This window comes from Prevotella sp. E13-27 (genome assembly GCF_023217965.1).
Lineage (GTDB): Bacteria > Bacteroidota > Bacteroidia > Bacteroidales > Bacteroidaceae > Prevotella.
On sequence record NZ_JALPSC010000002.1, the window covers coordinates 214,440 to 239,339 of the forward strand.

Genomic DNA, 24,900 nt, shown 5'->3' on the forward strand with positions numbered 1-24,900 from the left:
TATTGTCCGTTTTCTTCTTGTCAGCTTACTTTTGCAAAAACAAAACAAACTACTATAATTATATGCGTAAGAACCTCATTTGTGTGTTGTTGATGCTGTTCGCAGTGGTGGCATCGGCAACGGAGAGAAAAAAGCTTAACTTTAACGCCGATTGGAAATTGAAGGTAGGTGATTTGTCAGAAGCAATTATGCCAGATTTCGATGACAGTCATTGGCAAAAGGTTACTTTACCCTATGCTTTCAATGGTGACGAGGCATTCCGTAAAGATATAGTTGACCATACTGATACTGTCTGCTGGTATCGCAAGTCTTTTTCTTTGTCAGATGAAGATCTTAAAGGAAAGGTGTTCATTGAGTTTGAAGGAGCACGTCAGGGAGCTGATGTGTGGTTGAATGGACAAAAGGTTGGCTTTAGCGATAATGGAGTTATGGCATTTGGCTTCGACCTAACTCCTTATGCACAGGTGGGACTTAACGTCATTGCTGTACGTTGCGACAATAGTTGGAACTATCGTGATCGCGTGCTTAACAGTCGTTATCAGTGGAACGATAAGAACTTTAACGCAAACTACGGTGGTCTTCCAAAAAATGTATTCCTGCATCTGACCGATCGCCTTTATCAGACACTTCCTCTTTATTCAAACCTTTCTACAACAGGAACATATATTTTTGCAACTGATTATGATATATCTGGTCGCAAGGCTGTTATACATGTTGAGTCTCAGGTAAAGAATGAAGCTTCTTCTGAGCGTTCTTTCACTCTGGAAACACGAATATTTGATGTTGAAGGAAAAGAAATAACACGTTTCTCAGGAAAGCGTGTGACATTACAGTCTGGCAAGCTCTGTACTGTGTCGGCATCCAAGGAGGTCGAAGGACTTCATTTCTGGTCATGGGGATATGGCTATCTCTACACAGTGAAGACTATGCTTAAGGCTGATGATGGCTCAGCGAGTGATTGCGTCGTTACACGTACTGGATTTCGCAAGACGGAGTTCAAAGATGGTAAGTTCTATCTCAATGATCGTGTTATGATGGTTCATGGCTATGCCCAGCGCACGAGTAACGAGTGGCCAGGTGTGGGCATTAGTGTTCCTGCATGGCTTAGTGACTACAGCAACGACCTTGTGGTTAAGTCTGGAGGAAATGTTGTGCGCTGGATGCATGTGTGTCCATGGAAGCAAGATATAGAGTCGTGTGACCGTGTTGGACTTATTCAGGCGATGCCTGCTGGTGATGCAGAGAAAGATGTTGAAGGCCCACGCTGGCAGCAGCGCACTCAGGTTATGCGTGATGCCATCATCTATAATCGTAATAATCCTTCGATTATCTTCTATGAGTGTGGCAATTTCCGTATCTCCCAAAAACACATGGAAGAGATGAAGAAGATACGTGATGATTTTGACCCAAAGGGTGGGCGAGCTATCGGTTCACGCGAGATGCTTGACAGACCCGAGGCTGAGTATGGAGGCGAGATGCTCTATATCAACAAGAGTGCTTCTAAACCTATGTGGTCAATGGAGTATTATCGTGATGAGGGCTTGCGGAAATATTGGGATGAATATAGCTATCCATATCATAAAGAAGGTGACGGCCCTCTATACAGAGGTGCACCTGCCCTTGACTATAACCACAATATGGATGCCCTGGCATGTGGCATGGTAGAGCGTTGGCATGAGTATTGGCTTGAGCGTCCAGGCACAGGAAAACGAGTAAATTCTGGTGGAGTGAAGATCGTGTTCTCTGACACAAATACTCATCATCGTGGAGAGTCTAACTATCGTACAAGTGGAGTCACTGACGCCATGCGTATACCTAAAGATGCATTCTTTGCCCATCAGGTTATGTGGGATGGATGGGTGTCACCAGAGAATGAACGTACATATATTATAGGTCATTGGAACTATGAAAGTACAAAGCAAGTTGTTAAGCCTGTCTATGTTGTTTCTACTGCCGATGAGGTAAAACTGTTCGTTAATGGTAAACTAGTAGAACGCGGTGAGCGTTCTTACCAATGGCTGTTTACGTTTAAGCCAATCGCATTTGAACCAGGAAAGATAGAGGCTGTTGGCTACACAAATGGTAAGGAGACATCTCGCCATGCCATAGAGACAGCAGGCAAACCATATCAGCTAAAGCTTACTGCCATCCAAAATCCAGAAGGATTCAAGGCTGATGGTGCTGATATGGCACTCGTTCAGGTTGAGGTTCTTGACAGACAAGGACGTCGTTGTCCACTTGATGACAGCATGATTCATTTCACTCTTTATGGTGAAGGACAGTGGATTGGAGGTATTGGTACACGAAACAACAACGAGTATCTGAAAGATAACGAGAAGAAGGATCCAAATCTTTTGGATTCTGCAAACAAGAAGAATCTGAGCGATAATTATGTAGGAGCAATGTCGTTGCCAGTAGAATGTGGCGTTAATCGCGTGCTCGTTCGCAGTACAGTCAACCCTGGTGAGATACACCTGTCTGTCACTGCCGATGGTCTTCGTCCTGCTTATCTCACTCTAAATACAACAAAGGCACCTGCTGCTGATGTGCTGCCATCGTTAACATTAGCTCCTGTTCTGGACCGTGGTGAAACGCCATCAACACCTTCTTATGATGATGTGTTCAAGAGTGTAGATATCGCTTCAGTGAAAGCTGGCTCAAATCAGGCCGATGTGGAAAAGGCGTTTGATGACAACGAATTGACGGAATGGAAGAGCGATGGCCAGCGCGAGAATGCGTGGCTTACATTTAAGCTTTCTCGCAAGGCTGCTATCAGCGAAATAACAATGAAGCTTACTGGTTGGCGCCAGAAGTGCTATCCGTTGGAGGTCTATGCTGGTAAGAAAAAAGTTTGGGAAGGTGTTACACCAGCATCATTGGGTTATGTCCATATGTCAATTGCTGAACCAGTTGATGCTAAAGAATTGACTATAAAGATGATAGCTCCGTCTCAAGATAGTAAAAAGTTCGGCCTTGTGAAAGAACTGGCAGGCGGTGTGGCTAACGAAATGGATCGCATGAAGTCATCAAAAGGAAAGACTGAATTGAGAATTGTAGAGGTTGATTTGCTTGAACGAGTAAAAAAATAATTACAGACAGTTCTTTTTTAAGAAAATATTCTTATCTTTGTCCCCATAAAACAAGATAAGAATATTTTTTTATTAACCAATGATTAAGCTTTTTGTTCCAGGACGTCTGTGCCTTTTCGGTGAGCATACCGACTGGGCAGGTCACTATCGTACAATGAATGCTGACATCGCCCCAGGTGCAGCCATTGTTACAGGTATAGAGCAGGGTATCTATGCCGAAGTTGAGAAATCGACACTTTTTGAGGTTCAGAGTATTGCTCCTACAATGCATGGACAGTGGCATGATTTCGCATGTCGTATGGATGAGCAGGAACTTAAACGTATAGCACGTTCTGGCGATTTCTTCTGTTATTGTGCAGGAGTGGCATCTTATATGCTCGAATGGTATAAGGTCGGTGGCGTACGCATAAAGATTACTGACATGACACTTCCCATGAAGAGCGGACTGAGCTCATCTGCTGCCATCTGTGTCCTCGTTGCGCGTGCATTTAACCTTATATATAATCTCAACCTTAATACAATGGGCGAGATGAACATCGCCTATGTGGGAGAGCTGCGAACGTCGAGCCGTTGTGGACGTCTTGACCAAGCCTGCGCCTTTGGTGTTAAGCCAAACCTTATGACCTTCGATGGCGATGAGGTTGAGGTGCAACAGTTGACTGTGAAGAAACAGTTGTATTGGGTTTTTGCAGACCTCTGTGGAGAAAAAGATACTATCAAGATTCTTGCTGACTTGAACAAAGCCTATCCTTTCGCTTCCAATGAGCAGGAGCGTTTGGAACATGATGCCTTGGGAAAGCAAAATCTTGAGTTTATTGAGAGAGCTGTGAAATACATGGCTGAAGGTAACCGTGAGGCGTTGGGAAAACTTATGACTGAGACAGAAGAGGTGTTCGACAGGCAAGTGGCACCTATGTGTCCTTCAGAGTTGACATCGCCGAAGCTTAAGTCTGTGCTTGCCGATGAACATATAAAAACTCTTACTTATGGAGGAAAGGGCGTGGGATCACATGGTGATGGTTCGGTACAGTTCCTTGCACGCGACGCGGAATCACAGCAGAAGTTGATTGACTATCTTATATCAAAGGGAATGCCGGCTTATCCGCTTACTATTAAGCCTGTTCATACTGTCCGTCGTGCTATCATACCTGTTGCTGGATTTGGTACGCGCCTTTACCCGGCAACGCGTGGACTGAAGAAAGATTTCTTCCCCATTCCATGTCCCGATGGCATGGTACGTCCTGTCATACTTATTCTTCTTGAAGAGCTAATTCATAGTGGCATCGAAGAGATTTGTCTTGTTCTTGGCAGCGAGGAAGAGCGTCAGATGTATTCAGACTTCTTTGAGCGTCCGCTATCACAGGAGCACATGCGGAAACTGAATACTGAGAGTCAGGAGTACGAGAACCGCATACTCAATATAGGAAAGCACTTGCATTATGTTTATCAGACAGAGAAACGCGGTTTTGGACATGCTGTTTATCAGGCAGCCCAGTTCGCACACGAAGAGCCGGTTCTTCTTATGCTTGGCGACACTCTTTATCGTTCCAATACGAATAAGCCTTGTGCATTGCAGCTGATAGAAGCCTACGAGAAATATAACACTCTCATGGCAGGACTTTATCCCGTACCTGTTAGTACGGTGAGCCATTTCGGAATAATGAGTGGTGTATGGGAAGACAAGCATTGCAACGTGCTTCATGTATCTGCTTTGAATGAGAAGCCAAAGGCAAGCTACGCTGAAGAATTCCTTGGCGTTCGTAACTCTGAAGGTGAAAAGGAGTATTGCTCTGTATTAGGACAGTACATTCTGACACCAGAAGTGTTCCATCAGCTTGAGGCTGACATCCGTTTAGCCGATGAGCAGGGTGACACCCAGCGTGAGATAGAACTTACTTCAGCTCTCGATGCAGTGCGTAAGCGCGAAGGCATGTATGGCATTCGTCTTAAAGGCGAGCGCTTTGATATGGGTAATCCTGCAGCTCTTGTTGACACAGTGTCAAAATTCAGTAAGGCGGAAGGGTGATTTCCAAGCCTTCACCATAGGTGCTTGTCGTTTTAGGACATATGCTTTTGGTGAAGGTTTAGGCTTCTCTTGATGATATTGTTTAATAGGAAAACTTTTGTTCCATTTTTTACGTATCAGTGTTAAAATTGAAAAAGTAACATCGCTATTTCTTAACTAATTTGTACCTTTGCATTACGTAAAAAAGGTAAAAAAAGAGCAAAGCGCTAATAATGCAATTCTTATCAATGCAGAGCGCAAGTAAATTTAATAATTGTTTTACTATGTCAAAGATTAAGACAATAGGTATTTTAACTTCCGGAGGAGACTCTCCAGGTATGAATGCTGCTATTCGTGCAGTGACTCGTGCAGGCATTTACAATGGTTTTAATATTAAAGGAATCTATCGCGGTTACGATGGACTTATAAATGATGAAGTTAAAACCTTTACTACAGAAGATGTTAGTGGTATCATAACCCGTGGTGGTACTATTCTTAAGACGGCACGTTCTAAGGAGTTTACTACCGAAGAGGGTAGAAACAAGGCTTATGAGACTTGTGTCAACGAAGGTATAGATGCTCTCGTTGTCATAGGTGGTAATGGCTCTCTTACCGGTGCTCGTGCTTTTGCTATGGAGCACGATTTCCCTGTTATCGGACTGCCTGGTACTATTGATAACGACCTCTATGGTACCGATGCAACAATAGGCTATGACACTACTATGAACACCATCATGGAGTGTGTTGACCGCATTCGCGATACTGCCAACTCACATGAGCGTATATTCTTCATTGAGGTGATGGGACGTGAAGCTGGCTATCTGGCTCAGAACTGTGCTATTGCCTGTGGTGCTGAGGCTGCTATTATTCCTGAAGATATGACCGATGTGGATCAGTTGGCTGAGTTTATGCACCGTGGTATTCGTAAGTCAAAGAAATCGTGCATCGTTATAGTGTCGGAAAGTCAGAAGTGCGGCGCTCTTTATTATGCCGACCGTGTGAAGAATGAGTTCCCAGGGTTCGACGTCCGTGTGTCTATACTTGGTCATCTGCAGCGTGGTGGAAGTCCGTCTGCTCGTGATCGTGTACTTGCAAGTTGTATGGGTGTCGGAGCTATTAAGGCAATATTGCAGGGACAGCGCAATGTCATGATAGGCTATCGCTTCAATGAAGTTGTATATGTTCCTTTCTCAGAGTGCATACGTACTGACAAACCTTTCGACAAACGACTGATAAAAGTACTTGATGAATTAAGTATATAACACAATGCAAAAAACTTAAAACTATCTACTATGAAAAGACTCCTTTCTTTGGCAGTTATCGTAATGATGACTACTTTTGGTGTTCTGGCACATGAGATAGATGAGAATGAGAAGTCAACTGTAACGAAAAGTAGTAATAAGTCCTCAAAAAGCTATGGCGCAAGCGTAGGGTTGGGGCTTATTACTATTTCCGATACGGTGAAAGGCATACAGATTTCGCCTGTGTCTATCCTTGGCTCAAATGTGACAGGTGTACAGATGTCTGTGTTTAGCAATGTGGCATACGATGGTATGACTGGAGTGCAGTTGTCGGGACTCAATAATATCGTTATTGGTGAAGCAAACGGACTTCAGCTTAGCGGTTTTACGAACCAGAATATCGGAACCCTGAAGGGTGTGCAGATGGCATTCCGTAATGGAACAGATACTCTGCGAGGCGTACAGTTTGGCATGTTTAATATTCTTCGTGAATACGAGAAAGGAGTGCAGATAGGTATTGTAAACTATTCCCACGATACAATCTCTAAGCGCTATGGACTCGTCAATGTCAATCCTAAGACTAAGATAGCCTTAATGGGTTTTGCAGGTACCAATTCTAAAATAAACTTTGCATTGCGCTTTCGCAATAGGAGTACTTATAACATCTTCGGTGCCGGTACCCATTATATGGGACTTAACGATAAATTCTCTGGTACCATATTCTATCGTATAGGACAGTACTTTAATCTTACTCCGCGGTTGTCGGTGAGTGGCGACTTGGGCTTTTTTCATATAGAGACATTCCAAGAACACTCTACTGAAGCTCCTGAGCGTCTATACTCTCTGGAAGCACGCTTGAACTTGGATTACCAGCTTAGCAAACACTGGGGCATATTTGGTTCTGTGGGCTATGGAGATACTCGTTACTATAATCATAACAAGAGTTTCAGACACCGTATGATTGGTGAGGTTGGTCTCACTTATCAATATGCTGGTTATAATAGTCAGAAATCACGTGAACTACATCTTCACTCTGAAGAAGATATGATGGAAGGCAATGATAATCGTTTTGCACTTCCTGAGAAACGCAATATGGTTCGCACCATTTCCATGATTACTGCATTGAACGCCTTTGTGAACCGATGGGACACATGGGTACTCAACGAGGAATTCTCTAGAATAAACTTTCATAGCATAGGTCACAACTTCGAACATGCTTTCGTGTGGGATAACGATAATTTCAACACGAACCTGTTCGCTCACCCATACCATGGAAATCTTTATTTTAACTCTGCTCGAACTAATGGCTATAACTTCTGGCAGTCATATCCTTGTGCACTTGGTGGCTCGTTGATGTGGGAGTTCTTTGGCGAGATTACACCGCCAGCCATCAATGACATGATTGCTACCTCTGTTGGTGGCTCGTGCATTGGTGAAATCACTTTCCGCATAAGTGATCTGTTCTACGATGATCGTGAAGTCGGCTTCAGCCGATTCTTGCGCGAGCTTGGAGGCGCTGCCGTTTCGCCAATGAAAGGCTTGAAACGAATACTGACAGGTCAGGCATGGAAGCGTAAGAGTCGCAACTACCTCTATCACGATTATAAACGTATTCCTGTGAAGTATAGCATCTCAGTAGGTTCGCGTTATTTGGCCGATGATCATGCACTGTTCCGTGGTGAACACAATCCTTACATGGAACTTGTAATGGTATATGGCGATGCATACAACAATGATGAGAATAAGCCATACGACTATTTCCGTTCCAGTGTCACTATGGGATTCTCAAGCAACCAGCCTCTCATAAACCGACTGAACTTGTTAGGACGTCTCTGGGGTACTCCTATTAGCGATACTGATAAGTTTGAGGCAGACCTTGGTATTTTCCAGCATTTTAACTTCTATAACTCTGAAGCAGTGAAAGATGGTACCGACCTCATTCCTTATCGTATCAGCGAAGCTGCCTCAGTAGGTCCTGGCCTCATCTATCGCTTCCCGCATCTTGAGCAGCGCATGGAACTTGAGCAGCGCATCTTCGTCAGCGGAATCTTACTTGGTGGTTCTCTCAGCGACTACCTTTACATTCAGGAGCGTGACTACAATATGGGAAGCGGCTTCTCAGCCAAGATCCAGACGCGAATGGATATCAAGAAGGTGGGCTATATGGATATTGATGCCAACTATTTCCACATCTTCACATGGAAAGGCTATGATCGTTCTCAATGGGTTGGCAAAACTGGATTTGATCTGGACTATACAAATGCACAGGGTGATCCAGGTAACACTCGTATGATGGCTTTCAATGCCAATTTCGGCGTGTATCTTAGTCGTCATATGTCACTAGATATCCGTACCAGCTATTTCTGGCGTCATGCTCATTATAAAGCTGCTGAATTTAAAAACGTTGATGCGAAAACCTTCGAACTACGTGCTGGTCTGACATATAAACTGTAATATGTTGACAGTGGGTTAGAAAAGTTTAACTTTACTCCGAGAGATGTTTAACTTTACTCCGAGAGATGTTTAACTTTACTCGAAGGGATGTTTATTTAGTTCATTCCTCGCATGGTAAGTGAGATGCGCTTGCGACGATAATCGACTTCTAAAACCTTGACCCTGACATGCTGGTGTAGCTTCACCACATCGTTAGGGTCTTTCACATATTTGTCTGCAAGCTGTGATATGTGTACAAGGCCGTCTTGATGGACACCTATATCAACAAACGCACCAAAATTAGTGATATTGGTAATAATGCCAGGTAGCTCCATGCCTACCGTTAGGTCGTCCATATTCTCAATCCCTTTTGCAAACTCAAACTCTTCAATCTGTTCACGCGGATCGCGACCTGGTTTTTCCAGTTCGTTCATTATGTCGTTGAGCGTTGGCAGACCGACCTCGGCGCTTACATACTTATTAATGTCAATTTTTTCTCGAAGCTCCTTCTTTGCGATGAGGTCGCTTATGCTACAACGTAAGTCCTTAGCCATTTGTTCCACGAGGGCATAGCGCTCTGGATGTACGGCACTGTTGTCAAGTGGGTTCTTAGCATTAGGTATGCGTAGGAAACCTGCACACTGTTCAAAGGCATTTGGCCCCAGTCGCGGAACTTTCTTCAGTTGGGCACGGCTGGTGAAGGCACCGTTTTCTTTCCTATATTCAATGATGTTCTTTGCAATAGTTGGACCAAGTCCGCTGACATATTGTAACAGATGGCTTGAGGCTGTGTTCAGGTTCACTCCTACTGAGTTAACGCAACTCTCTACTGTCAGGTCGAGCTGTCGCTTTAGCTTTGTCTGGTCAACATCATGCTGATATTGTCCAACTCCAATGCTTTTCGGGTCAATCTTTACAAGTTCAGCCAATGGATCCATGAGTCTTCTGCCTATTGATACTGCACCGCGAACGGTGACATCTTCGTCAGGAAACTCATCGCGTGCTGTTTTCGATGCAGAATAAACAGAAGCTCCGTCTTCGCTTACAATAAAAATCTTAACTTTCGACCCGTTCTCTGTTTGAGCTGATAGTTCATTTATGAGATCTTCCACGAAGGCTCGTGTCTCGCGACTCGCTGTACCGTTGCCAATTGCTATTGCTTCGATGTGATAGTCCTTTATCATCTGCTGCATGTGGACTGTAGCCTGCATTCTTCGATTTACAGGAGGGTGGGGGAATATAGCCTCGTGGTGAAGGAGGTTGCCTTGCTCGTCAAGACACACAACCTTGCATCCTGTGCGGAAACCTGGGTCAACTCCCATTACTCGCTTCTGACCGAGTGGCGCTGCAAGAAGCAACTGACGGAGGTTCTCAGCAAATACACGTATCGCCTCTTCGTCAGCTTTCTCTTTGCTGAGCGTGCTGAACTCTGTCTCTATTGATGGCTCCAGCAGGCGCTTATAGCCATCGGCAATGGCTTCCTCTACTAGACTGCCACATGCAGAACGTCCATGGACTATGTGCCTACATAAGTTGGAGATGCATGTCTCGTCGTCAATAGTAATGGATACTCGTAATATTCCTTCTTCTTCGCCACGTCGCATAGCTAACAGACGATGGCTTGAACAGCGCTTTAGTGGCTCTTGCCAGTCAAAATAGTCGCTGAACTTTGCTGCTTCATCGCTGTCGGCTTTGCTTTTTACCACTTTTGACGTGATGGTGGCTTCGCGGCGAAAAGATAAGCGAACTGACTGACGGTTACGCTCATCCTCGCTAATAATCTCTGCTACAATGTCCTGAGCACCTTTGATGGCTTGCTCTGTGTCTTTAACATCACCATGAACGTACTTCTCAGCAGCCTTCTTCGGATTTGGCTCACGCTGCATGAGCAAAAGCATAGCCAGTGGTTCGAGCCCCTGCTCTCTGGCAACTTGTGCGCGTGTGCGTCTCTTGGGCTTAAACGGAAGATACAGGTCTTCAAGTTCTGTCGCATCCCAACAGTCTGCTATACGCTTCTCCAATTCAGACGTCATCTTGTTCTGTTCATTGATGGTTTTTACGATAGTGCCTTTTCGCTTTGCTATCTCCTGCAATTTTTCGTATTGCTCGCTGATAGCAGCTATTTGCACTTCGTTAAGACCTCCTGTGCGCTCTTTTCTGTAGCGCGATATGAACGGTATCGTACACCCCTCATCAAGGAGTGTCAGCGTGTTTCCCACAGCGTCGGACTGAAGTGACAACGCTTTGGCAATGATGACGATGAATTTCTTCTTGTCCATGAAGCGTTTCAGTTGAGATTATTCTTCGTCGTCTTTTAAGGTCAGCTCAGCTATCGGCAACTGTCTGTCTATTGCTGAATGGAAAGATATGATACTCTCACTACGAGCAAGACCAAGGGGTTGAAGCTTGTCGTGAATGATGGTAAGAAGATGGTGGTTGTTTATTGCGTAAAGCTTAATGAACAAATCGTAGTCACCTGTAGTGTAGTGACATTCAACAACCTCAGGAATCTCTTTCAGTTTCTCTACTACCTCATCAAACGATTCGGGGTTCTTCAGGTTCAGACCAATGTAAGCACAAGTCTCAAATCCCATCCTTTCGGGATCAATAATAAATTGTGAACCACGTAATATTCCCATATTCGTCAGCTTCTGAATGCGCTGGTGAATAGCAGCACCACTTACATTACATGCTCTGGCTACTTCCAGAAATGGAATGCGGGCATCCTCCGATATCAGGCGAAGGATCTGCTTGTCTAATGTGTCAAGTTTCTGATTTGCCATAATTAATTATTAACTCTGTCTATTGTTAGAACATGCAAAGTTAATGATAATTTTTCTTATAAACAACAGATTGATAATAAAAAAGCCCAAAAAGTAACGAATTGTTATTTTTCAGTAGCAGAATAGTTGATTTTTAGCGAAGATGAAAGCTGAAGCTCTTTCTTGATGTCTGCTATGATACCCATTGGCACGTCCCTGTCAGCCTTAATGCTTACAGTCATACGTTGGCGGTCTTCGGCATTCATCTTCTCTCGCTCCTGCTCTATAAACTCCTTTATATCTGCAATGGTAGCAATCTCATTGTTTAGCTGTATGAAGAACTCACTATCTTCTTTGGCACTAATCTTCTTGCCTACATATATGTATATAATAGAACCTTTATGACCTTGCTTTTTAAGTTCGGTACCTTGGGGAACCTGATATCTGACTTTTAAGTCTACGTCCCTCATATGGGTGACAATCATAAAGAAAAACAGAACGGTGAAGATCAGATCGGGTAGGGACGAGGTGTTCAAGCCTGGCACCTCGTGTTCTCTGTGTCTAAAAAAAAGTCTCATTGCTCCCCTCCTTTCCCAGTCGTTGTAACAGATGTAGGCTCGTCTTCGCTTATGCGTTGAGGATATACCATTGCTATGGCATCTTTCTGATCCTTGTTGCATCTAGCAAGTGGTTTGCCAAACTTCTCTTCTGCCAGTTCATTTCTAAGCTGAGAGTATGCCCTGACTATTGCATCTTGAATCTGAAAATAAGCATCGTAGCTCGTCTCTCTGTCAACTCTTATATAGATGACATGACGGTCACTCACTTCGCAAAGACCGAAGTAGTTCACTTCTCTCTTGCTCTTTTCTGGCAGGGAAGAGTCATTAGTCTTGTTTGCAACGAACGTCTTTACGCGTTCCACTAAGTCATCGGTTATGATGGCTTCGTTATTACATGTTAGTTTGTCCTCTCCGTCAATGACAATCTCCAGTATGTTCCGCTGTTTTATCTTCTGCTCTACAACTTCTTCTTCATTTTGGATTGGGGGAAGCTGTCGCGGAAGGCCTTTATCGGTAGCCATTGATGAAGTCACCAAGAAGAATATCAACAGCATGAACGATATGTCTGCAGTTGAAGTGGTGTTTAATATGGGTACTCTACGTTTCGGACGTTCAAACATCTTCTTCTTTTTATTTTCGTCTGCCAGGAGCTGCCATACTTACAATGACGCATGCTGCTGCTATGAGAATCATAGCTATGGAGCTATTGATAAGCATGTCACTAATGCATAGCCATGTGCGGTCTTCAAATGCTTTGCCGTTGATGTTCAGTGGAGTACTGTCGGCAGAAAACCATGATATGCCAAGCGTCAGTATCAGGAGCACCATAACGCAAATAGAGATATATCGCGTTGCCTTGCTCTCATCTTTTTCTGTTCCGTGCTGACGTATGGAGTTAACCATCGACCACACTGCTAATGCTACAGTCGCAAACAGTAGCACATACATGGTGATGAGCAGTATGTCAACAAATAGCGGATATTCGTAGAAACTCATGACTGGCGCAGCTTGTGTTTCATTATTATGTCAAGAAGAGATATTGCAGACTCTTCCATCTGAGATGTCAGATGCTCTATCTTTGACAATATGTAGTTGTAGAATATTTGTAGAATGATTGCTACAACGATACCGAAGATAGTAGTGATGAGGGCTACTTTCATACCAGATGCTACAATCGTTGGGCTGATATCGCCTGCTTCTTGAATCTGGTCGAACGACATCACCATACCTATAACCGTTCCAAGAAATCCAAGTGATGGAGCTATAGCAATGAATAGCGTTATCCATGAGCAGCCTTTTTCCAGCTTAGCTGACTGTACGGATCCATAACTGACGATAGAACGCTCCACTACATCCATGGCTTCTTCTATATGCATCAAACCCTGATAACAGATGGATGCAACAGGGCCTCGAGTGTCACGGCACAGAGTCTTTGCTCCCTCAATATCGTTCGCCTCCACTTTCTTCTCTATGTCAACAAGCAGTTTCTTCGCGTTTATCTCTGAGAGAGTGAGATATATGATTCTTTCAATACAGAAAGCGAGACCGAGAATAAGCGTTATTGCGACAAGTGACATAAAGCCTACTGATCCTTCTACAAACTTCGTCTTCAGTTGTGAGTGGAAACCATCGCTCTGAGCCACTTCTTCCATTGTAGAGTTGATCAGTGAATCAACTTGTGCCAATGTAGGTAGAATAAACAGCGCAAGCAGAATGCTGGTTAAGACAAATATCTTCGTCTTCATAAATATCTCCTATATTATTAAATATGTGTTTGCTATTTGGTGCACAAAGTTACTAAGAAGCGACTATCTACTCCGCTTTTTTTGTGTTAAATTACTTGAATTGTTTGGTAAAACGCAATTATTTTCTGAAATTTGTAGAATAATAACTGAAACCGAGGAAAAAGATGGCATTACAAATGACTCTTTCGTGTGCATCGTCATCTGTAGCAGATGGAACGAGCTATTTCTGGGATGCGCCACAGCTGCCCGCAGGCACTGACCTTTATCCATATTATCTTAACGAAGATAATGAGGAACAGCCATTGCAGTTTATCTGTCAACTGAACCTTGCTAAGTTGCCGAAAAGCGAGTTGCCATCAAAAGGCATGCTCTATTTCTTTGGGCTGATAGACTACTATCTTGGTTATGACGTACCATATGAGTTTGGAACTGGTTGGTGGGGCGAAGGCAGCGTAAGAGCTGTATATGTGGAGAATACTGATGTGCCACTTGAGCGTCAGAACCCTTACACAGAGGATGATATGATTCCACCACATCTTATCACTTTTCAAGAAACACTGCAGAGAAGTGACGGCATGCGTCTTCTTGGCGAGCCCTTTGAGGATGAGGTCCGTATGGAGATTCCTGATGGATGGACTCTGCTTCTTCAACTTGATTCCGATGAGAATGAACACTTCTCGCTGATGTTCCACGACATGGGACTCCTATATATAATTATTGAGGAGGAACGGCTGAAGAAAGGTGACTTCTCCAACCTGCGTGCCTATATGACATCTATGTAAGAAACAACTTTACTAAACCTTTTAATTTTTCAAAACCATTATGGAAGAACAATTGTATTATTTGATTGGAGCAGGCGTAGTCCTGGTCGCAGTGATTCTTTTCATTTCCTATGTCAAGGCACCGCCTTCATTCGCGTTTATCATTTCAGGTCTGTCTAAGCAACCACGTGTGCTCATTGGTAAGGGCGGATTCCGCATCCCTTTCTTTGAGCGACTAGACCGTGTATATCTCGGTCAGATTACCGTAGATATCAAGACGGAGGAGAGCGTTCCTACCAACGACTTCATCAATGTCGATGTTGATGCCGTTGCGAAGATTCGTGTTACTCCCGACAGCGAGGGTACCCGCCTTGCAGCGAAGAACTTCCTGAACATGACTCCCGATGAGATTGCTGCTCAGTTGCAGGATTCACTTCAGGGTAACATGCGTGAAATCATTGGTACTCTCGACCTGCGTTCACTTAACACCGATCGTGATGGATTCTCTGATCAGGTGATGGCAAAGGCTTCTCCCGATATGGCTAAGTTGGGTATTGACATTATATCTTGTAATATTCAGAACGTTACCGACCGTGAAGGACTTATCAAGGACCTCGGTGCTGATAACACTGCTAAGATTAAGAAAGATGCCGCAATCAACCGTGCCGTTGCTGAGCGTGACGTAAAGATTGAGGTTTCAAAGGCTGACAAGGAGTCTAACGATGCACGTGTAGATGCTGATACAGCTATCGCAATCAAGAACAATGAGCTGGCTCTTAAGCGTGCTGCGCTGAAGAAAGAGGCTGATACTGCTCAGGCTGATGCCGATGCCGCATATGCTATCCAGCAGCAGGAGCAGCAGAAGACCATCAATATTAAGACTGTTGAGGCTGAGATCGAGAAGACTAAGCGTGAGCAAGTGCTTTCTCGTGAGCAGATTGAAATCAAGCAGAACCAGCTGGCGGCAGAAGTGGAGAAAAAGGCTGATGCTGATAAGTATAAGGTGGAGATTGATGCTCAGGCTGATCTCGAGCAGCGCAAGCGTGTTGCTGAGGCTCAGAAGTATGAGGCAGAGCAGAAGGCTCTCGCTCAGAATGCAGAGTCTGATGCTACTCGTTATCGCTTAGAGCAGGAAGCAGCAGGTATAAAGGCTAAGGGTGAGGCTGAGGCTTACGCCATCCAGAAGAAGGGTGAGGCTGAGGCTCTTGCCATGGATAAGAAGGCCGAGGCTTATAAGAAGTATAACAATGCTGCTGTGATTCAGATGATGATTGAGGTTCTGCCTCAGGTCGTTGAAAACGTTGCTAAGCCAATATCTTCTATCAAGGATGTCCATGTTTACAGTGGCGGTCAGGATTCAGGTGCCGGTGTTGCTTCAATGAGCGGTGGAGTGCCTGTTGCTATAAAGCAGGCTTTCGATGTGTTGAAGACTGCTACTGGTGTTGATATGGCTGACATCATGCGTGCTGGTACTCTTGAGGCGAAGACAACTCGTAACATCAACCTCAACGACGAAGCTGCTGATGCTGTCAATAACATCATCGGAAAAGATAAGAAGTAAGAATGAAATGATTATTTGGCTAAATCATGGTAGAGCGATAACAGTTGTTCTGCCGTGTGACGCCAAGAGAATAATTGAGCGCGCTGTAGTCCTACGGCGCGTTTTTCGTTGTAGAAGACCTCATCAGTCTCTAAGCGTAACAGCATCTCTGCTATCTCGTCTGACTTTTCCGGATTAATGAGTATGGCATCTTTACCGCCAATCTCTGGCATCGATGATGTGTTGCTCGTGATAACAGGAGTGCCGCATGCCATGCCTTCCAAAAGGGGAATGCCGAAACTTTCACGTAGCGAAGTGTATAAAAACGCAAAGGCGTCATTATAGATGTATGGCAGGTCGCTGTTGGGAATATATCCTGGCAGATGAAGGTATTCGCGAATAATCTCTATGTCGTTGCGCTTGATGATGTCCTCTAGGAACTGGCGGTCAAGGTCTGCCATGAGTAATGGGCGCTTCACCTTTGACTGTTTCAGATATTTGGCGTATGCCACGAGTGTGCGCTCAGTGTTCTTCTTCGGGTCTGTATTGCCTAAGAAGAATATGAAGCCTTTCTCCTTGATATATTTTTTGTAGATGTCCTTCGTGTCTTCAATAGGGCGGAACCATTCGTTATAGCCATTATAGATCATCGCCATGCGGCTTTCCGGTATCTGTAGCTTGTCAACGATGTTCTTTAACTCGAAGTTCGAAACTGTAATTATACGTTGGCACTTATGCAGTATGCGTGGAACTACAAGGCGACGGTAGAGCCATCCCATGTTTTGATATAGTGACTTGTTGTTTTTATCACGTGGCTCAAGAAAAATAATGTCGTGAAGAGTGAGAACAAGTGGTATGTCGCACCATATTGGGGCTGTGTTACTCGTGCAATGGAGTAATTCTACTCCAGCTTTCTTCGCAGCTCTCGGTAGCGCCCACTGTTCCCAAAGGGGATAGCTGGGCGTGCTGAGTTCCACGATATGTACATTGGCAGAATCTTTCACACAGCGGTCGGGACCAGGCTTAACGAAGATGAAATACTCGTTCTCGCAATCAATCTGCTGCAGCTGTAGAATCTCCTGCAGCACCACATAATCCATTCCGTGTTTGTTTGCGCGGAATATACGCTGTGCTTCAATGCCAATTTTCATAGTATGGAGTCATTTAGTCTGCTGCCTCAAACTCACGCAGGAACTGTGTGTCGTTCTCTGAGAACAGGCGCAGGTCGTTAACCTTGTACTTTAGGTTAGTGATACGCTCCACACCCATACCGAAGGCATAACCGCTGTAGATGCTTGAATCAATGCCACACTGTTCGAGTACATTGGGATCGACCATGCCGCAACCCAAAATCTCAACCCATCCAGTATGCTTGCAGAAACCACAGCCTTCACCGCCACAGATGAAACATGAGATATCCATCTCTGCTGATGGTTCTGTGAATGGGAAGTAGCTTGGGCGAAGACGAATCTTCGTGTCAGCTCCAAACATCTCCTTTGCAAAGCTCAGAAGCACCTGCTTCAGGTCGGTGAACGACACGTTCTTGTCAATATAAAGGCCTTCCACCTGATGGAAGAAACAGTGAGCGCGAGCTGTAATGGCCTCGTTACGATACACACGTCCAGGGCAGATGACGCGGATGGGAGCTGTAAGTTTGCCGTCCTCGGTATGCATCTGCTCCATCACACGTGCCTGAACACTTGATGTGTGTGAACGGAGCAAAATGTTCTTTGTCACGTCGTTAGGATGCTGTGAAACAAAGAAGGTGTCCTGCATGTCGCGTGCTGGGTGATCAGCAGCAAAGTTCATCTTTGTAAAGATATGCAGGTCATCCTCTACCTCTGGGCCATCAGCCAGAACAAAGCCCATGCGAGAGAAGATGTCGATAATCTCGTTGGTGACGATTGTTAGCGGATGGCGTGTGCCCAACTGAATAGGGTAGGGCGTACGTGTAAGGTCTATTGCCTCTTCACCAGTGTCCTGTGTCTGTACGTCTTCGCGCAACTGGTTGATGCGTTCCGTTGCCAGTGTCTTAAGTTCGTTGATTTTCATGCCAACGGTTTTCTTCTCGTCGGCTGCTACGTTGCGGAAATCATTCATAAGGGCTGTTATCTCACCCTTCTTGCTGAGATACTTCAGGCGAAGCTGTTCCACATCCTCTGCATTTTTTGCACTCAGTGTTTCCACTTCTTTTAGAAGTTCGTCTATTTTGTCAAGTAATGCCATTGTACTTACTTTAAGTATATATAGTGTTTAATTTGCGTGCAAAGGTACTAATAAGCAATTAAAAAGCCAAAAGATTTTGGGCTTTTTCGAGTAAGAGTATCTTCGATAGTCCTTCAAATGTGAATAAAAAAAACGAAAACGGTGAAAAAGCCACCGTTTTCGTTTCTGTTCTGATAATTTATGCCTTTATTATTATCTCCACATTGGCTGATACTTTATGTATGCTCCGATAATGCCGTTGTTGGTGGCTGCGTTCATCCAACTAACCACATAGACACGTGCATAGCATACATAGTCGTTATAGTATTCGTGATCTTTGTACTCATACTTGATGACATAACCATTGCCTGGAACTACGATTGCCTTGTCACTCCAGCCAGACGTTGGTATTGAGTTAATATCAGAAAGCCTTTTCACACTGCCTACAGAGGCAATTTTTGCATTGTCGTTCCTGTCGAAATTGTATGACCAGCCTCTCAGAATAAAGTTGTTGCCTCGGTCCATGTCTAAGAGTATTTGTAATGAATACTCACCACCGTTTTTCTTGTAAGTGGCCTTTCCAAATGGGATTGTTGCATAAACATCGCCATCGTCATTTCTTATGCTACTTGCAACAGCTCCTGCAGGATCTTCTCCTGTCACAGATTTGTTTACATCTCTTTCATCATCATCGCTACAAGAAACGAAACTGATACTAACCATTGCTGTCAATATCAATGTCGTTAATGTGACTAATAGATTTTTCTTCATAGTTTTGCGTTGATATTAGGTGAATATTACTTTTTAAAATTATTGAATTATCAATTCGCTTGCAAAGATAAGTGATAATAATTGTTCTTCCAAATAAAACGTACAAATTTATTTCTTCTTTGCCAAATTATAGTTGTAGTACTTCGTGCTGCAGGTGATATCCTCCTTTACTTGGATGAATGGTGGAAATTTCACCGATTTGTGTTCGGTGATGCCCTTCGTCTCGAGGATGACAAGTCCGTCAAGTTGGTCTTTATAGAAGTCGAGCTCGAAATACTGTCCTTTCCAGATAAAACTCTTACGCAGTTTGTGGATAGGCATGCGCTCAGGGTCTGCAAGAGCGAGCATCATCTCATAGAGACTGTTGTTTATCTGACGTTCAGTGACAATTTCTTCAGTCTCTGATATGCGTTTGCGTGTTGTGTGTATGTTTACAACCTTGCCCTGCCAGATACGACGACGCAGACGAACCTCAGCACCAGACTCACCAACAAGATAGCATTGTGTGATTTCACTCGTAGCGCAGTCTTCGGGTATCTCGCCTATGACTTCAACGATGTATTTGCGTTCATCTACAATGGGTTGTGGCAGACTGAGCACGTCGGAGATCTCCTTCAGAACGCGTGTCATCTTCTTGTCAAAGTCCTCGTCATTGTTTATGACACGTAGGTGTGGGTGTCCTGTCCATGCTTTGATGACTTTCTTGTCAAGACCACGGGCAATGCGCAGGCCCTCCTCGTCGTTAGACTCATTGCGCGATGCATTGTTGGCAGTGGTGTAGAACTGCTCTGCACCATCGGCAGCCGATACAAGATGAAGGACGGCATCATAGCGCTGACGCAGTTCTGGGCTTGAGGTGCCAACGGCGCGTGTTATCTCTTCCCATGTCTCAGGTGTCATGTAAGCTGAGATATCCATCGTACCGCGGTCACAGATGATGAGACAATCCTCGGCACACTCTTGTGCCATGCGTGTGAACTTCTCTTCAAGTGCCAGCTGTATCTCAAGAGTGGCTTTCTCACCTTCATAGAAGAAACCTCGGTTTTTAGTCAGATAGTCCATGCCTGCCTGAGTGAAAATTGTGGGCACTTCAGGAATAGTGAAAACCTTGAATCCAAGGCTTGAGAAATGTTCAATAACGCGCACTAATGCCGATGTTTTGCCAGCGCAAGGACCGCCGGTAAGTACAATTTTTGTTATGTTACCCATGTCGTTTGGTTGTTGTCGGGTGCAAAATTAATAAAAAAACTCCAACGATTATGTTATGTCATGGAAAAAGTGTACCTTTGCGGCATTATTTTTAAAAGTGAACAATAGTGTTTGCGCAAGAAATGAAAAATTGCCTATTTTGTTCGTGCTTGTTGTGCATGATTCTTTTTTCGTGTGACAAGCAGAAAGGTGGTTCGGCTGTCGTGAGTGAGACAGCCATTGCTGACAGCGTATCAGCTGACAGCATAAAATCTGTGGCAGAAGAGGCCTCAATGCCTGTCGGTGCCGATGAACTGTTTGACGATTTCTTTTTTAATTTCGCTTCTAATCAGATGCAACAAAGGGAACGTGTGGTTTTTCCATTGCCTGTAGATGATGGTAAAAACACTCGTGTGATACAGCGTCGTCAATGGAAACTAGAGCCATTCTTCATGAATCAGGATTGCTACACGCTGTTCTTCGATTCGCCATCACAGATGGAACTTGTTCGTGACACTACTGTCTCTGATGTTGTGGTTGAGCGATTCTACTTTGACAAGAGTATCGTGGAGCAGTTTCTGTTCAGTCGCAAGAGTGGTCGCTGGATGCTACATAAAATAATTTGGCAGGCGATGGCACATAATGCTAATGCTCAGTTCATGAAGTTCTATCAGCAGTTTGTCAGCGATTCGTTGTTCCAGCACAAGAGCCTTGCAAGTCAGATAGAGTTCTCTGGTCCTGATCCCGAGGATGACTTCTCGACTATTGACGGTGTTATTACTCCTGATTTCTGGGATGCGTTCCGTCCTGATCTTCCTAAAGACAGATTATACAATATTGTATATGGTCATCAGAATCCTGGTTCAACTCAGAAAATCATTCTGCTTCGTGGCATTGCCAACGGACTGGAGGTGGAGATGACGTTCCGCCTACAGAAAGGACACTGGAAACTGACTAAACTGTTGACATAATAGTGAGCTATGAAAGAGATAGAGAACTATAGCCTTTTGGCCCATAACACTTTTGCCATTGATGCTAGTTGTAGCCGTTATGTAGAATACTCGTCAATAGAGGAAGCACGACAGGTGGCTATGCAACTTGTTGAGCCGTTCTTGATTATTGGTGGTGGCAGTAATCTGTTGCTGACTCGCGACTATGAAGGAACTGTAGTTCGTTCTGCTATAAAGGGTTGTGAGATTGTTAGTCAGACCGATAGCGAAGTTCTCGTTCGCGTGGGTAGCGGAGAAGAATGGGATGCTATTGTGGCAAAGTTTGTTGAACACGGTTGGCATGGTGCCGAGAACCTATCACTTATTCCAGGTGACGTGGGCGCTACTGCTGTACAGAACATCGGAGCGTATGGTGCCGAAGCATGTGATATCATAAAAGAGGTGGAGATGGTGCGCATCAGCACTGGCGAGGTCGTAACCGTCGCTGCTGCCGACTGCCATTACGGCTATCGTCAGAGCCGATTCAAGAAGGAATGGAAAAACAGCTTCTTAATCACTCATGTCACTTATTGCCTGCAGCGCTCTTTCCACCCTCAGCTTGATTACGGAAATATTCTCTCTGAGCTTCAGCGACGTGGCATCGCTCACCCCACGGCAGCACAGCTGCGCGAGGTGATAATTTCTATACGTCGCGAAAAACTTCCTGACCCAAAAGTTGAAGGCAACGCTGGCAGCTTCTTTATGAATCCTGTGGTTAGTCGCGAAAAGTTTGAGTCGTTGTTGGAACTATATCCTCAGATGCCTCATTATCATGTTGACGAACAGCATGAGAAGATTCCTGCCGGTTGGATGATTGACCAGTGTGGTTGGAAAGGTCGTACAGTAGGACGCGCAGGAGTACATGTTCGTCAGGCATTAGTCCTTGTTAACCGTGGCGGTGCCACAGGCCGTGAGATTGTTGACCTCTGTGATGCTATCCGTAAGGATGTCTTCGACCGCTTCGGCATTGATATCCAGCCCGAAGTAAACATCATATAATCACTTGATTTATGAAAATATCTTTTCTCGGAACCGGAACCTCTTGTGGAGTGCCAGTCATAGGCTGTCAGTGTAAGGTTTGTACGAGCCATGATCCACGTGATAGGCGTCTGCGCTGTTCCATTGTCGTAGAGACTGAGCAGACACGTCTGCTCGTTGATATAGGTCCCGATTTCCGCGAACAGATACTTCCCATGCCATTCCGCCGAATAGACGGCATCCTCATCACACATGCTCATTATGACCATGTGGGTGGCATGGACGATATACGTCCCTATTGTCAGTTTGGCGAGATAAATGTATATGGCGATGCATTGGCATGTAAGGGTATGCTTCAGATGCTACCATATTGTTTTGCTGAGCATCGCTACCCAGGAGTGCCTGCCATCGGCCTACATGAGATTACTCCTGGTGAGCCACTTCATTTTGGCGATATTCCCGTTATGCCTTTCGAGGTGATGCATGGCAAGCTGCCCATCCTTGGCTATCGTTTCGGCTGTAATTTCGCATATATCACCGACATGAAGACGATTGATGATAGTCAGATGCCTTTGCTTGAAGGTGTTGATACTCTTGTTGTCAACGCTTTACGTTTTGACAAGCCTCATCACTCCCACCAGCTTGTAGATGATGCCGTGTCATTTGCCAGAAGGGTAGGGGCACGTCGTACGCTGCTCACACACATGTGCCACGATGTCGGTCTTCATGAAGAAGTAAACCGTCTCCTTCCTGAAGGCGTTGAGCTCGCATACGACGGTCAGGTGTTAGAGGTTTGACTTTTGGCTTGAAATACACATAAGAATTGCTTGATGTGTAAAAAAATGTCATAATCGCTTCCGTTTTACAAGAAAAGTGGTATCTTTGCAAAACCTAATTTGCAATAACTGAAGATTTATGACAATCTATGTGTTGATTTTTGTTACCGTGGTGACTGTTGGCTTATTTGTCGTTATGTACTTTCAAGGACGAAAAAACGTTCGTGATGTACAGCAGATGCGTGCTATCATTGACCATCAAGATGACTATACCTTTCTTTTGGATGATGGCTTCCATGTGAAGCAGACAAACTATTATGCGCGTGGCAATGTTAAGGACGAAGGAGCACCAGATCTTTTGGGTAATGTGTTGCATTGTAAAAATGCTCATAAGGCAGGAAGGTGCGGCGAGTCTGAAGAGTGTCATAGCTGTCCAGTAAGGTTTGTTGTGGGGAAAGCATTTGAACGCCATAAGGGCTTTGATGGAATGGAGGCTTGTATGGAGATTATGGGCACTGAAGATCAAGCCGTTGACGTTGATGTGGAAGTGGCTGGACATTATGTAGAACTCGATAAGGAGAGCCACATGGTGATAAATGTAAGGGATATTACCATTGCAAAGGAACTGAAGCCAAAGATCCTCTTCGTATCGGATAGAATTGCTTTGTTAGATAAGGTGGCTCGTGCACTTGGCGACGACTATAGAGTCCTTGCAGCTGATAACCTGCATCAAGTTATGCTTCGATTAATGAATCTTGATACTTATCAGTTCAGCGCGCTAATTACTGACGATTCCTTCTATAATAAAAACGCTTCTGTGTTAAAAATGCTGGTAAAGGACGGACAGCTTCCTGTCTATGTCTTTACCAGCAATGATAGTGTTTCTGATGACGATTTTGCTCGCTATCTGCCAATGAATATAGGCATGGATGAGCTTATTCAGCGTGTCAGCGCTTTTTCTTCTTGCTCCGACTGAAAATTCTGGATAGGCCACCATATGTGTTCAGCAACTTGCGCACAAGCAGGAAAGCGTCAATGGCTGTAATGCTGTTGGTTATGAGTGAGGCTATGAATTCCCCTTTAGTTGGGTTCTCATTTGTCTTAAACAACTCACCCCACTTGTCGGCTATCAGGTCGCGGTCGTGCTCGATGGCTTCGCTCAGCTGATTGCGGCGCAACTGTATTTCTTCGAGCGTGTTATATGTTTCAGTATTAGTAGGCATGGTCGTTTTAACTCATAAGTATGTTGGCAAGGAACTTGACGAGCGGACGCTCTATCCAAGACTTGCGGAACACGAAAAACATTGTTAGTAGGAGCAGATGTGCTCCTGATACAGCAAAGAATGATGCTGTCAGACCGATAAAACCTGACAGCCAATATGCTGTTCCGAGCCAGAAGAACATTAACACAGCTACAATGAGGATGACGAACAATATGGCAAGGGCGAGTGCCGTCAGCAGACGTACCACCTTGTCTATTATCGTGAGCTTTCCGTATTCGGTTTGTAGCTCAAGAAAATGTCTCAGCACCTCAATGAGTTGTGCTATGTTCTCAACGTTCTTGTCGCTCGACAACATTTCTTCTCTCCTTTGATTTATTCTTCTGTTGCGTCTGCAATATCGTCAACCAAATCACCGACGTCCCTGCGGTTAAGCTTAATGTTGTGCTTACGCATGAAATCATCAATGGCATCGGTAATTTTTTCTCTTGTATCACTGCCCTTTTCAGGAGCCATCAATACACCAAGTGCAGCACCGGCGATAGCACCGCCCAAGAATGCGCCAATGTAACCTAGACTTTTCATAGCTAATTGTTGTTTTAAATTGAGTTATACTTATAAGATTTCTAAAAGATTG

Annotated in this window: 23 protein-coding genes; 10 read left to right on the plus strand and 13 right to left on the minus strand. The window is 44.5% G+C overall.

The genetic code is table 11. From position 1 onward, the window contains the following. Positions 1 to 62: 62 nt before the first annotated feature. The 4 genes from M1L52_RS09820 (at position 63) to M1L52_RS09835 (ending at position 8,789) form a co-directional block, all read left to right on the plus strand. Positions 63 to 3,089, plus strand: a complete 3,027-nt coding sequence (locus M1L52_RS09820; RefSeq protein ID WP_248614794.1) for a glycoside hydrolase family 2 protein — start codon at positions 63 to 65, stop codon at positions 3,087 to 3,089. A 79-nt stretch (positions 3,090 to 3,168) separates the two neighbouring features. Further along, positions 3,169 to 5,115 carry a sugar phosphate nucleotidyltransferase gene (locus M1L52_RS09825; RefSeq protein WP_248614796.1) on the plus strand — a complete coding sequence of 649 codons (1,947 nt, stop codon included), beginning with the start codon at positions 3,169 to 3,171 and terminating at the stop codon, positions 5,113 to 5,115. Between the two features lie 263 nt (positions 5,116 to 5,378). Further along, positions 5,379 to 6,356, plus strand: a complete 978-nt coding sequence (gene pfkA / locus M1L52_RS09830) for a 6-phosphofructokinase (protein WP_248614799.1) — start codon at positions 5,379 to 5,381, stop codon at positions 6,354 to 6,356. A 30-nt stretch (positions 6,357 to 6,386) separates the two neighbouring features. Next, complete coding sequence (locus M1L52_RS09835; protein ID WP_248614801.1) at positions 6,387 to 8,789, plus strand: DUF3943 domain-containing protein; 2,403 nt, start codon at positions 6,387 to 6,389, stop codon at positions 8,787 to 8,789. A 95-nt stretch (positions 8,790 to 8,884) separates the two neighbouring features. Here M1L52_RS09835 and M1L52_RS09840 read toward each other — a convergent pair whose 3' ends face one another. The 6 genes from M1L52_RS09840 to M1L52_RS09865 form a co-directional block, all read right to left on the minus strand. Then, on the minus strand, positions 8,885 to 11,047 hold the full coding sequence (locus tag M1L52_RS09840; protein WP_248614802.1) for a Tex family protein: 2,163 nt from the start codon (positions 11,045 to 11,047) through the stop codon (positions 8,885 to 8,887). An 18-nt stretch (positions 11,048 to 11,065) separates the two neighbouring features. Continuing rightward, positions 11,066 to 11,551: an Lrp/AsnC family transcriptional regulator gene (locus M1L52_RS09845; RefSeq protein ID WP_248614804.1), complete on the minus strand. Its 486-nt coding sequence runs from the start codon at positions 11,549 to 11,551 to the stop codon at positions 11,066 to 11,068. Between the two features lie 104 nt (positions 11,552 to 11,655). Further along, positions 11,656 to 12,108, minus strand: a complete 453-nt coding sequence (locus M1L52_RS09850; protein WP_248614806.1) for an ExbD/TolR family protein — start codon at positions 12,106 to 12,108, stop codon at positions 11,656 to 11,658. Further along, complete coding sequence (locus M1L52_RS09855) at positions 12,105 to 12,710, minus strand: ExbD/TolR family protein (protein WP_248614808.1); 606 nt, start codon at positions 12,708 to 12,710, stop codon at positions 12,105 to 12,107. Before M1L52_RS09855 ends, M1L52_RS09850 begins: the two co-directional genes overlap by 4 nt. Positions 12,711 to 12,720: 10 nt before the next feature. Continuing rightward, complete coding sequence (locus tag M1L52_RS09860) at positions 12,721 to 13,086, minus strand: hypothetical protein (RefSeq protein ID WP_248614810.1); 366 nt, start codon at positions 13,084 to 13,086, stop codon at positions 12,721 to 12,723. Continuing rightward, the gene (locus M1L52_RS09865; RefSeq protein ID WP_248614812.1) at positions 13,083 to 13,835 is read right to left on the minus strand and encodes a MotA/TolQ/ExbB proton channel family protein; all 753 of its coding nucleotides are present in this window, start codon (positions 13,833 to 13,835) and stop codon (positions 13,083 to 13,085) included. The genes M1L52_RS09860 and M1L52_RS09865 overlap by 4 nt, the downstream gene beginning before the upstream one ends. Before the next feature lie 164 nt (positions 13,836 to 13,999). Between M1L52_RS09865 and M1L52_RS09870 the strand changes: the two genes are divergently transcribed. Next, complete coding sequence (locus M1L52_RS09870; RefSeq protein WP_248614813.1) at positions 14,000 to 14,617, plus strand: DUF1963 domain-containing protein; 618 nt, start codon at positions 14,000 to 14,002, stop codon at positions 14,615 to 14,617. Positions 14,618 to 14,657: 40 nt separating this feature from the next. Beyond that, positions 14,658 to 16,157, plus strand: a complete 1,500-nt coding sequence (locus M1L52_RS09875) for a flotillin family protein (RefSeq protein WP_248614815.1) — start codon at positions 14,658 to 14,660, stop codon at positions 16,155 to 16,157. An 11-nt stretch (positions 16,158 to 16,168) separates the two neighbouring features. Here the strand turns inward: M1L52_RS09875 and M1L52_RS09880 are convergent, their stop codons facing one another. The 4 genes from M1L52_RS09880 to M1L52_RS09895 all read right to left on the minus strand — a co-directional run bounded on the left by M1L52_RS09880 (position 16,169) and on the right by M1L52_RS09895 (position 20,321). Further along, complete coding sequence (locus tag M1L52_RS09880) at positions 16,169 to 17,287, minus strand: glycosyltransferase family 4 protein (protein ID WP_248614816.1); 1,119 nt, start codon at positions 17,285 to 17,287, stop codon at positions 16,169 to 16,171. 13 nt (positions 17,288 to 17,300) lie between these two features. Continuing rightward, positions 17,301 to 18,362, minus strand: coding sequence for a phenylalanine--tRNA ligase subunit alpha (gene pheS / locus M1L52_RS09885; RefSeq protein ID WP_248614817.1), 1,062 nt, complete (start codon positions 18,360 to 18,362; stop codon positions 17,301 to 17,303). Positions 18,363 to 18,554: 192 nt separating this feature from the next. Further along, entirely contained in the window at positions 18,555 to 19,112 is a 558-nt protein-coding gene (locus tag M1L52_RS09890; protein WP_248614818.1) for a hypothetical protein, read from the minus strand. 108 nt (positions 19,113 to 19,220) lie between these two features. Next, entirely contained in the window at positions 19,221 to 20,321 is a 1,101-nt protein-coding gene (locus M1L52_RS09895) for an AAA family ATPase (RefSeq protein ID WP_248614819.1), read from the minus strand. Positions 20,322 to 20,479: 158 nt separating this feature from the next. Between M1L52_RS09895 and M1L52_RS09900 the strand changes: the two genes are divergently transcribed. The 4 genes from M1L52_RS09900 (at position 20,480) to M1L52_RS09915 (ending at position 24,019) form a co-directional block, all read left to right on the plus strand. Continuing rightward, complete coding sequence (locus tag M1L52_RS09900) at positions 20,480 to 21,271, plus strand: DUF4348 domain-containing protein (RefSeq protein ID WP_248614820.1); 792 nt, start codon at positions 20,480 to 20,482, stop codon at positions 21,269 to 21,271. Between the two features lie 9 nt (positions 21,272 to 21,280). Further along, entirely contained in the window at positions 21,281 to 22,288 is a 1,008-nt protein-coding gene (gene murB / locus M1L52_RS09905) for a UDP-N-acetylmuramate dehydrogenase (RefSeq protein WP_248614821.1), read from the plus strand. A gap of 11 nt (positions 22,289 to 22,299) precedes the next feature. Beyond that, positions 22,300 to 23,064 (plus strand): MBL fold metallo-hydrolase, encoded by a 765-nt coding sequence (locus M1L52_RS09910; RefSeq protein ID WP_248614822.1) that lies wholly within the window; start codon positions 22,300 to 22,302, stop codon positions 23,062 to 23,064. 118 nt (positions 23,065 to 23,182) lie between these two features. After that, the gene (locus M1L52_RS09915; RefSeq protein ID WP_248614824.1) at positions 23,183 to 24,019 is read left to right on the plus strand and encodes a hypothetical protein; all 837 of its coding nucleotides are present in this window, start codon (positions 23,183 to 23,185) and stop codon (positions 24,017 to 24,019) included. On the opposite strand, the gene M1L52_RS09920 is transcribed toward M1L52_RS09915, so the two are convergent. Genes M1L52_RS09920 through M1L52_RS09930 form a run of 3 tightly spaced genes read right to left on the minus strand, consistent with a single transcriptional unit; the run spans position 23,991 to position 24,848 of the window. Then, entirely contained in the window at positions 23,991 to 24,266 is a 276-nt protein-coding gene (locus tag M1L52_RS09920) for a hypothetical protein (protein WP_248614825.1), read from the minus strand. The two genes, M1L52_RS09915 and M1L52_RS09920, sit on opposite strands and share 29 nt — an antisense overlap. Before the next feature lie 7 nt (positions 24,267 to 24,273). After that, a complete protein-coding gene (locus M1L52_RS09925; protein WP_248614827.1) occupies positions 24,274 to 24,621 on the minus strand; it encodes a phage holin family protein in 348 nt (115 codons plus the stop codon). Positions 24,622 to 24,638: 17 nt separating this feature from the next. After that, entirely contained in the window at positions 24,639 to 24,848 is a 210-nt protein-coding gene (locus M1L52_RS09930; protein ID WP_248614830.1) for a YtxH domain-containing protein, read from the minus strand. Between the last annotated feature and the right edge of the window lie 52 nt (positions 24,849 to 24,900).

Excerpts from the sequence above, each read along its gene's own strand:
- M1L52_RS09845 (WP_248614804.1), bottom strand. The coding sequence starts at position 11,551 with ATGGCAAATCAGAAACTTGACACATTAGACAAGCAGATCCTTCGCCTG.
- M1L52_RS09835 (WP_248614801.1), top strand. The coding sequence starts at position 6,387 with ATGAAAAGACTCCTTTCTTTGGCAGTTATCGTAATGATGACTACTTTT.
- M1L52_RS09930 (WP_248614830.1), bottom strand. The coding sequence starts at position 24,848 with ATGAAAAGTCTAGGTTACATTGGCGCATTCTTGGGCGGTGCTATCGCC.
- M1L52_RS09880 (WP_248614816.1), bottom strand. The coding sequence starts at position 17,287 with ATGAAAATTGGCATTGAAGCACAGCGTATATTCCGCGCAAACAAACAC.
- pheS (WP_248614817.1), bottom strand. The coding sequence starts at position 18,362 with ATGGCATTACTTGACAAAATAGACGAACTTCTAAAAGAAGTGGAAACA.
- pfkA (WP_248614799.1), top strand. The coding sequence starts at position 5,379 with ATGTCAAAGATTAAGACAATAGGTATTTTAACTTCCGGAGGAGACTCT.
- M1L52_RS09915 (WP_248614824.1), top strand. The coding sequence starts at position 23,183 with ATGACAATCTATGTGTTGATTTTTGTTACCGTGGTGACTGTTGGCTTA.
- M1L52_RS09925 (WP_248614827.1), bottom strand. The coding sequence starts at position 24,621 with ATGTTGTCGAGCGACAAGAACGTTGAGAACATAGCACAACTCATTGAG.
- M1L52_RS09850 (WP_248614806.1), bottom strand. The coding sequence starts at position 12,108 with ATGAGACTTTTTTTTAGACACAGAGAACACGAGGTGCCAGGCTTGAAC.
- M1L52_RS09870 (WP_248614813.1), top strand. The coding sequence starts at position 14,000 with ATGGCATTACAAATGACTCTTTCGTGTGCATCGTCATCTGTAGCAGAT.
- M1L52_RS09860 (WP_248614810.1), bottom strand. The coding sequence starts at position 13,086 with ATGAGTTTCTACGAATATCCGCTATTTGTTGACATACTGCTCATCACC.
- M1L52_RS09825 (WP_248614796.1), top strand. The coding sequence starts at position 3,169 with ATGATTAAGCTTTTTGTTCCAGGACGTCTGTGCCTTTTCGGTGAGCAT.
- M1L52_RS09895 (WP_248614819.1), bottom strand. The coding sequence starts at position 20,321 with ATGGGTAACATAACAAAAATTGTACTTACCGGCGGTCCTTGCGCTGGC.
- M1L52_RS09890 (WP_248614818.1), bottom strand. The coding sequence starts at position 19,112 with ATGAAGAAAAATCTATTAGTCACATTAACGACATTGATATTGACAGCA.
- M1L52_RS09840 (WP_248614802.1), bottom strand. The coding sequence starts at position 11,047 with ATGGACAAGAAGAAATTCATCGTCATCATTGCCAAAGCGTTGTCACTT.
- murB (WP_248614821.1), top strand. The coding sequence starts at position 21,281 with ATGAAAGAGATAGAGAACTATAGCCTTTTGGCCCATAACACTTTTGCC.
- M1L52_RS09875 (WP_248614815.1), top strand. The coding sequence starts at position 14,658 with ATGGAAGAACAATTGTATTATTTGATTGGAGCAGGCGTAGTCCTGGTC.
- M1L52_RS09900 (WP_248614820.1), top strand. The coding sequence starts at position 20,480 with ATGATTCTTTTTTCGTGTGACAAGCAGAAAGGTGGTTCGGCTGTCGTG.
- M1L52_RS09910 (WP_248614822.1), top strand. The coding sequence starts at position 22,300 with ATGAAAATATCTTTTCTCGGAACCGGAACCTCTTGTGGAGTGCCAGTC.
- M1L52_RS09865 (WP_248614812.1), bottom strand. The coding sequence starts at position 13,835 with ATGAAGACGAAGATATTTGTCTTAACCAGCATTCTGCTTGCGCTGTTT.
- M1L52_RS09820 (WP_248614794.1), top strand. The coding sequence starts at position 63 with ATGCGTAAGAACCTCATTTGTGTGTTGTTGATGCTGTTCGCAGTGGTG.
- M1L52_RS09855 (WP_248614808.1), bottom strand. The coding sequence starts at position 12,710 with ATGTTTGAACGTCCGAAACGTAGAGTACCCATATTAAACACCACTTCA.
- M1L52_RS09920 (WP_248614825.1), bottom strand. The coding sequence starts at position 24,266 with ATGCCTACTAATACTGAAACATATAACACGCTCGAAGAAATACAGTTG.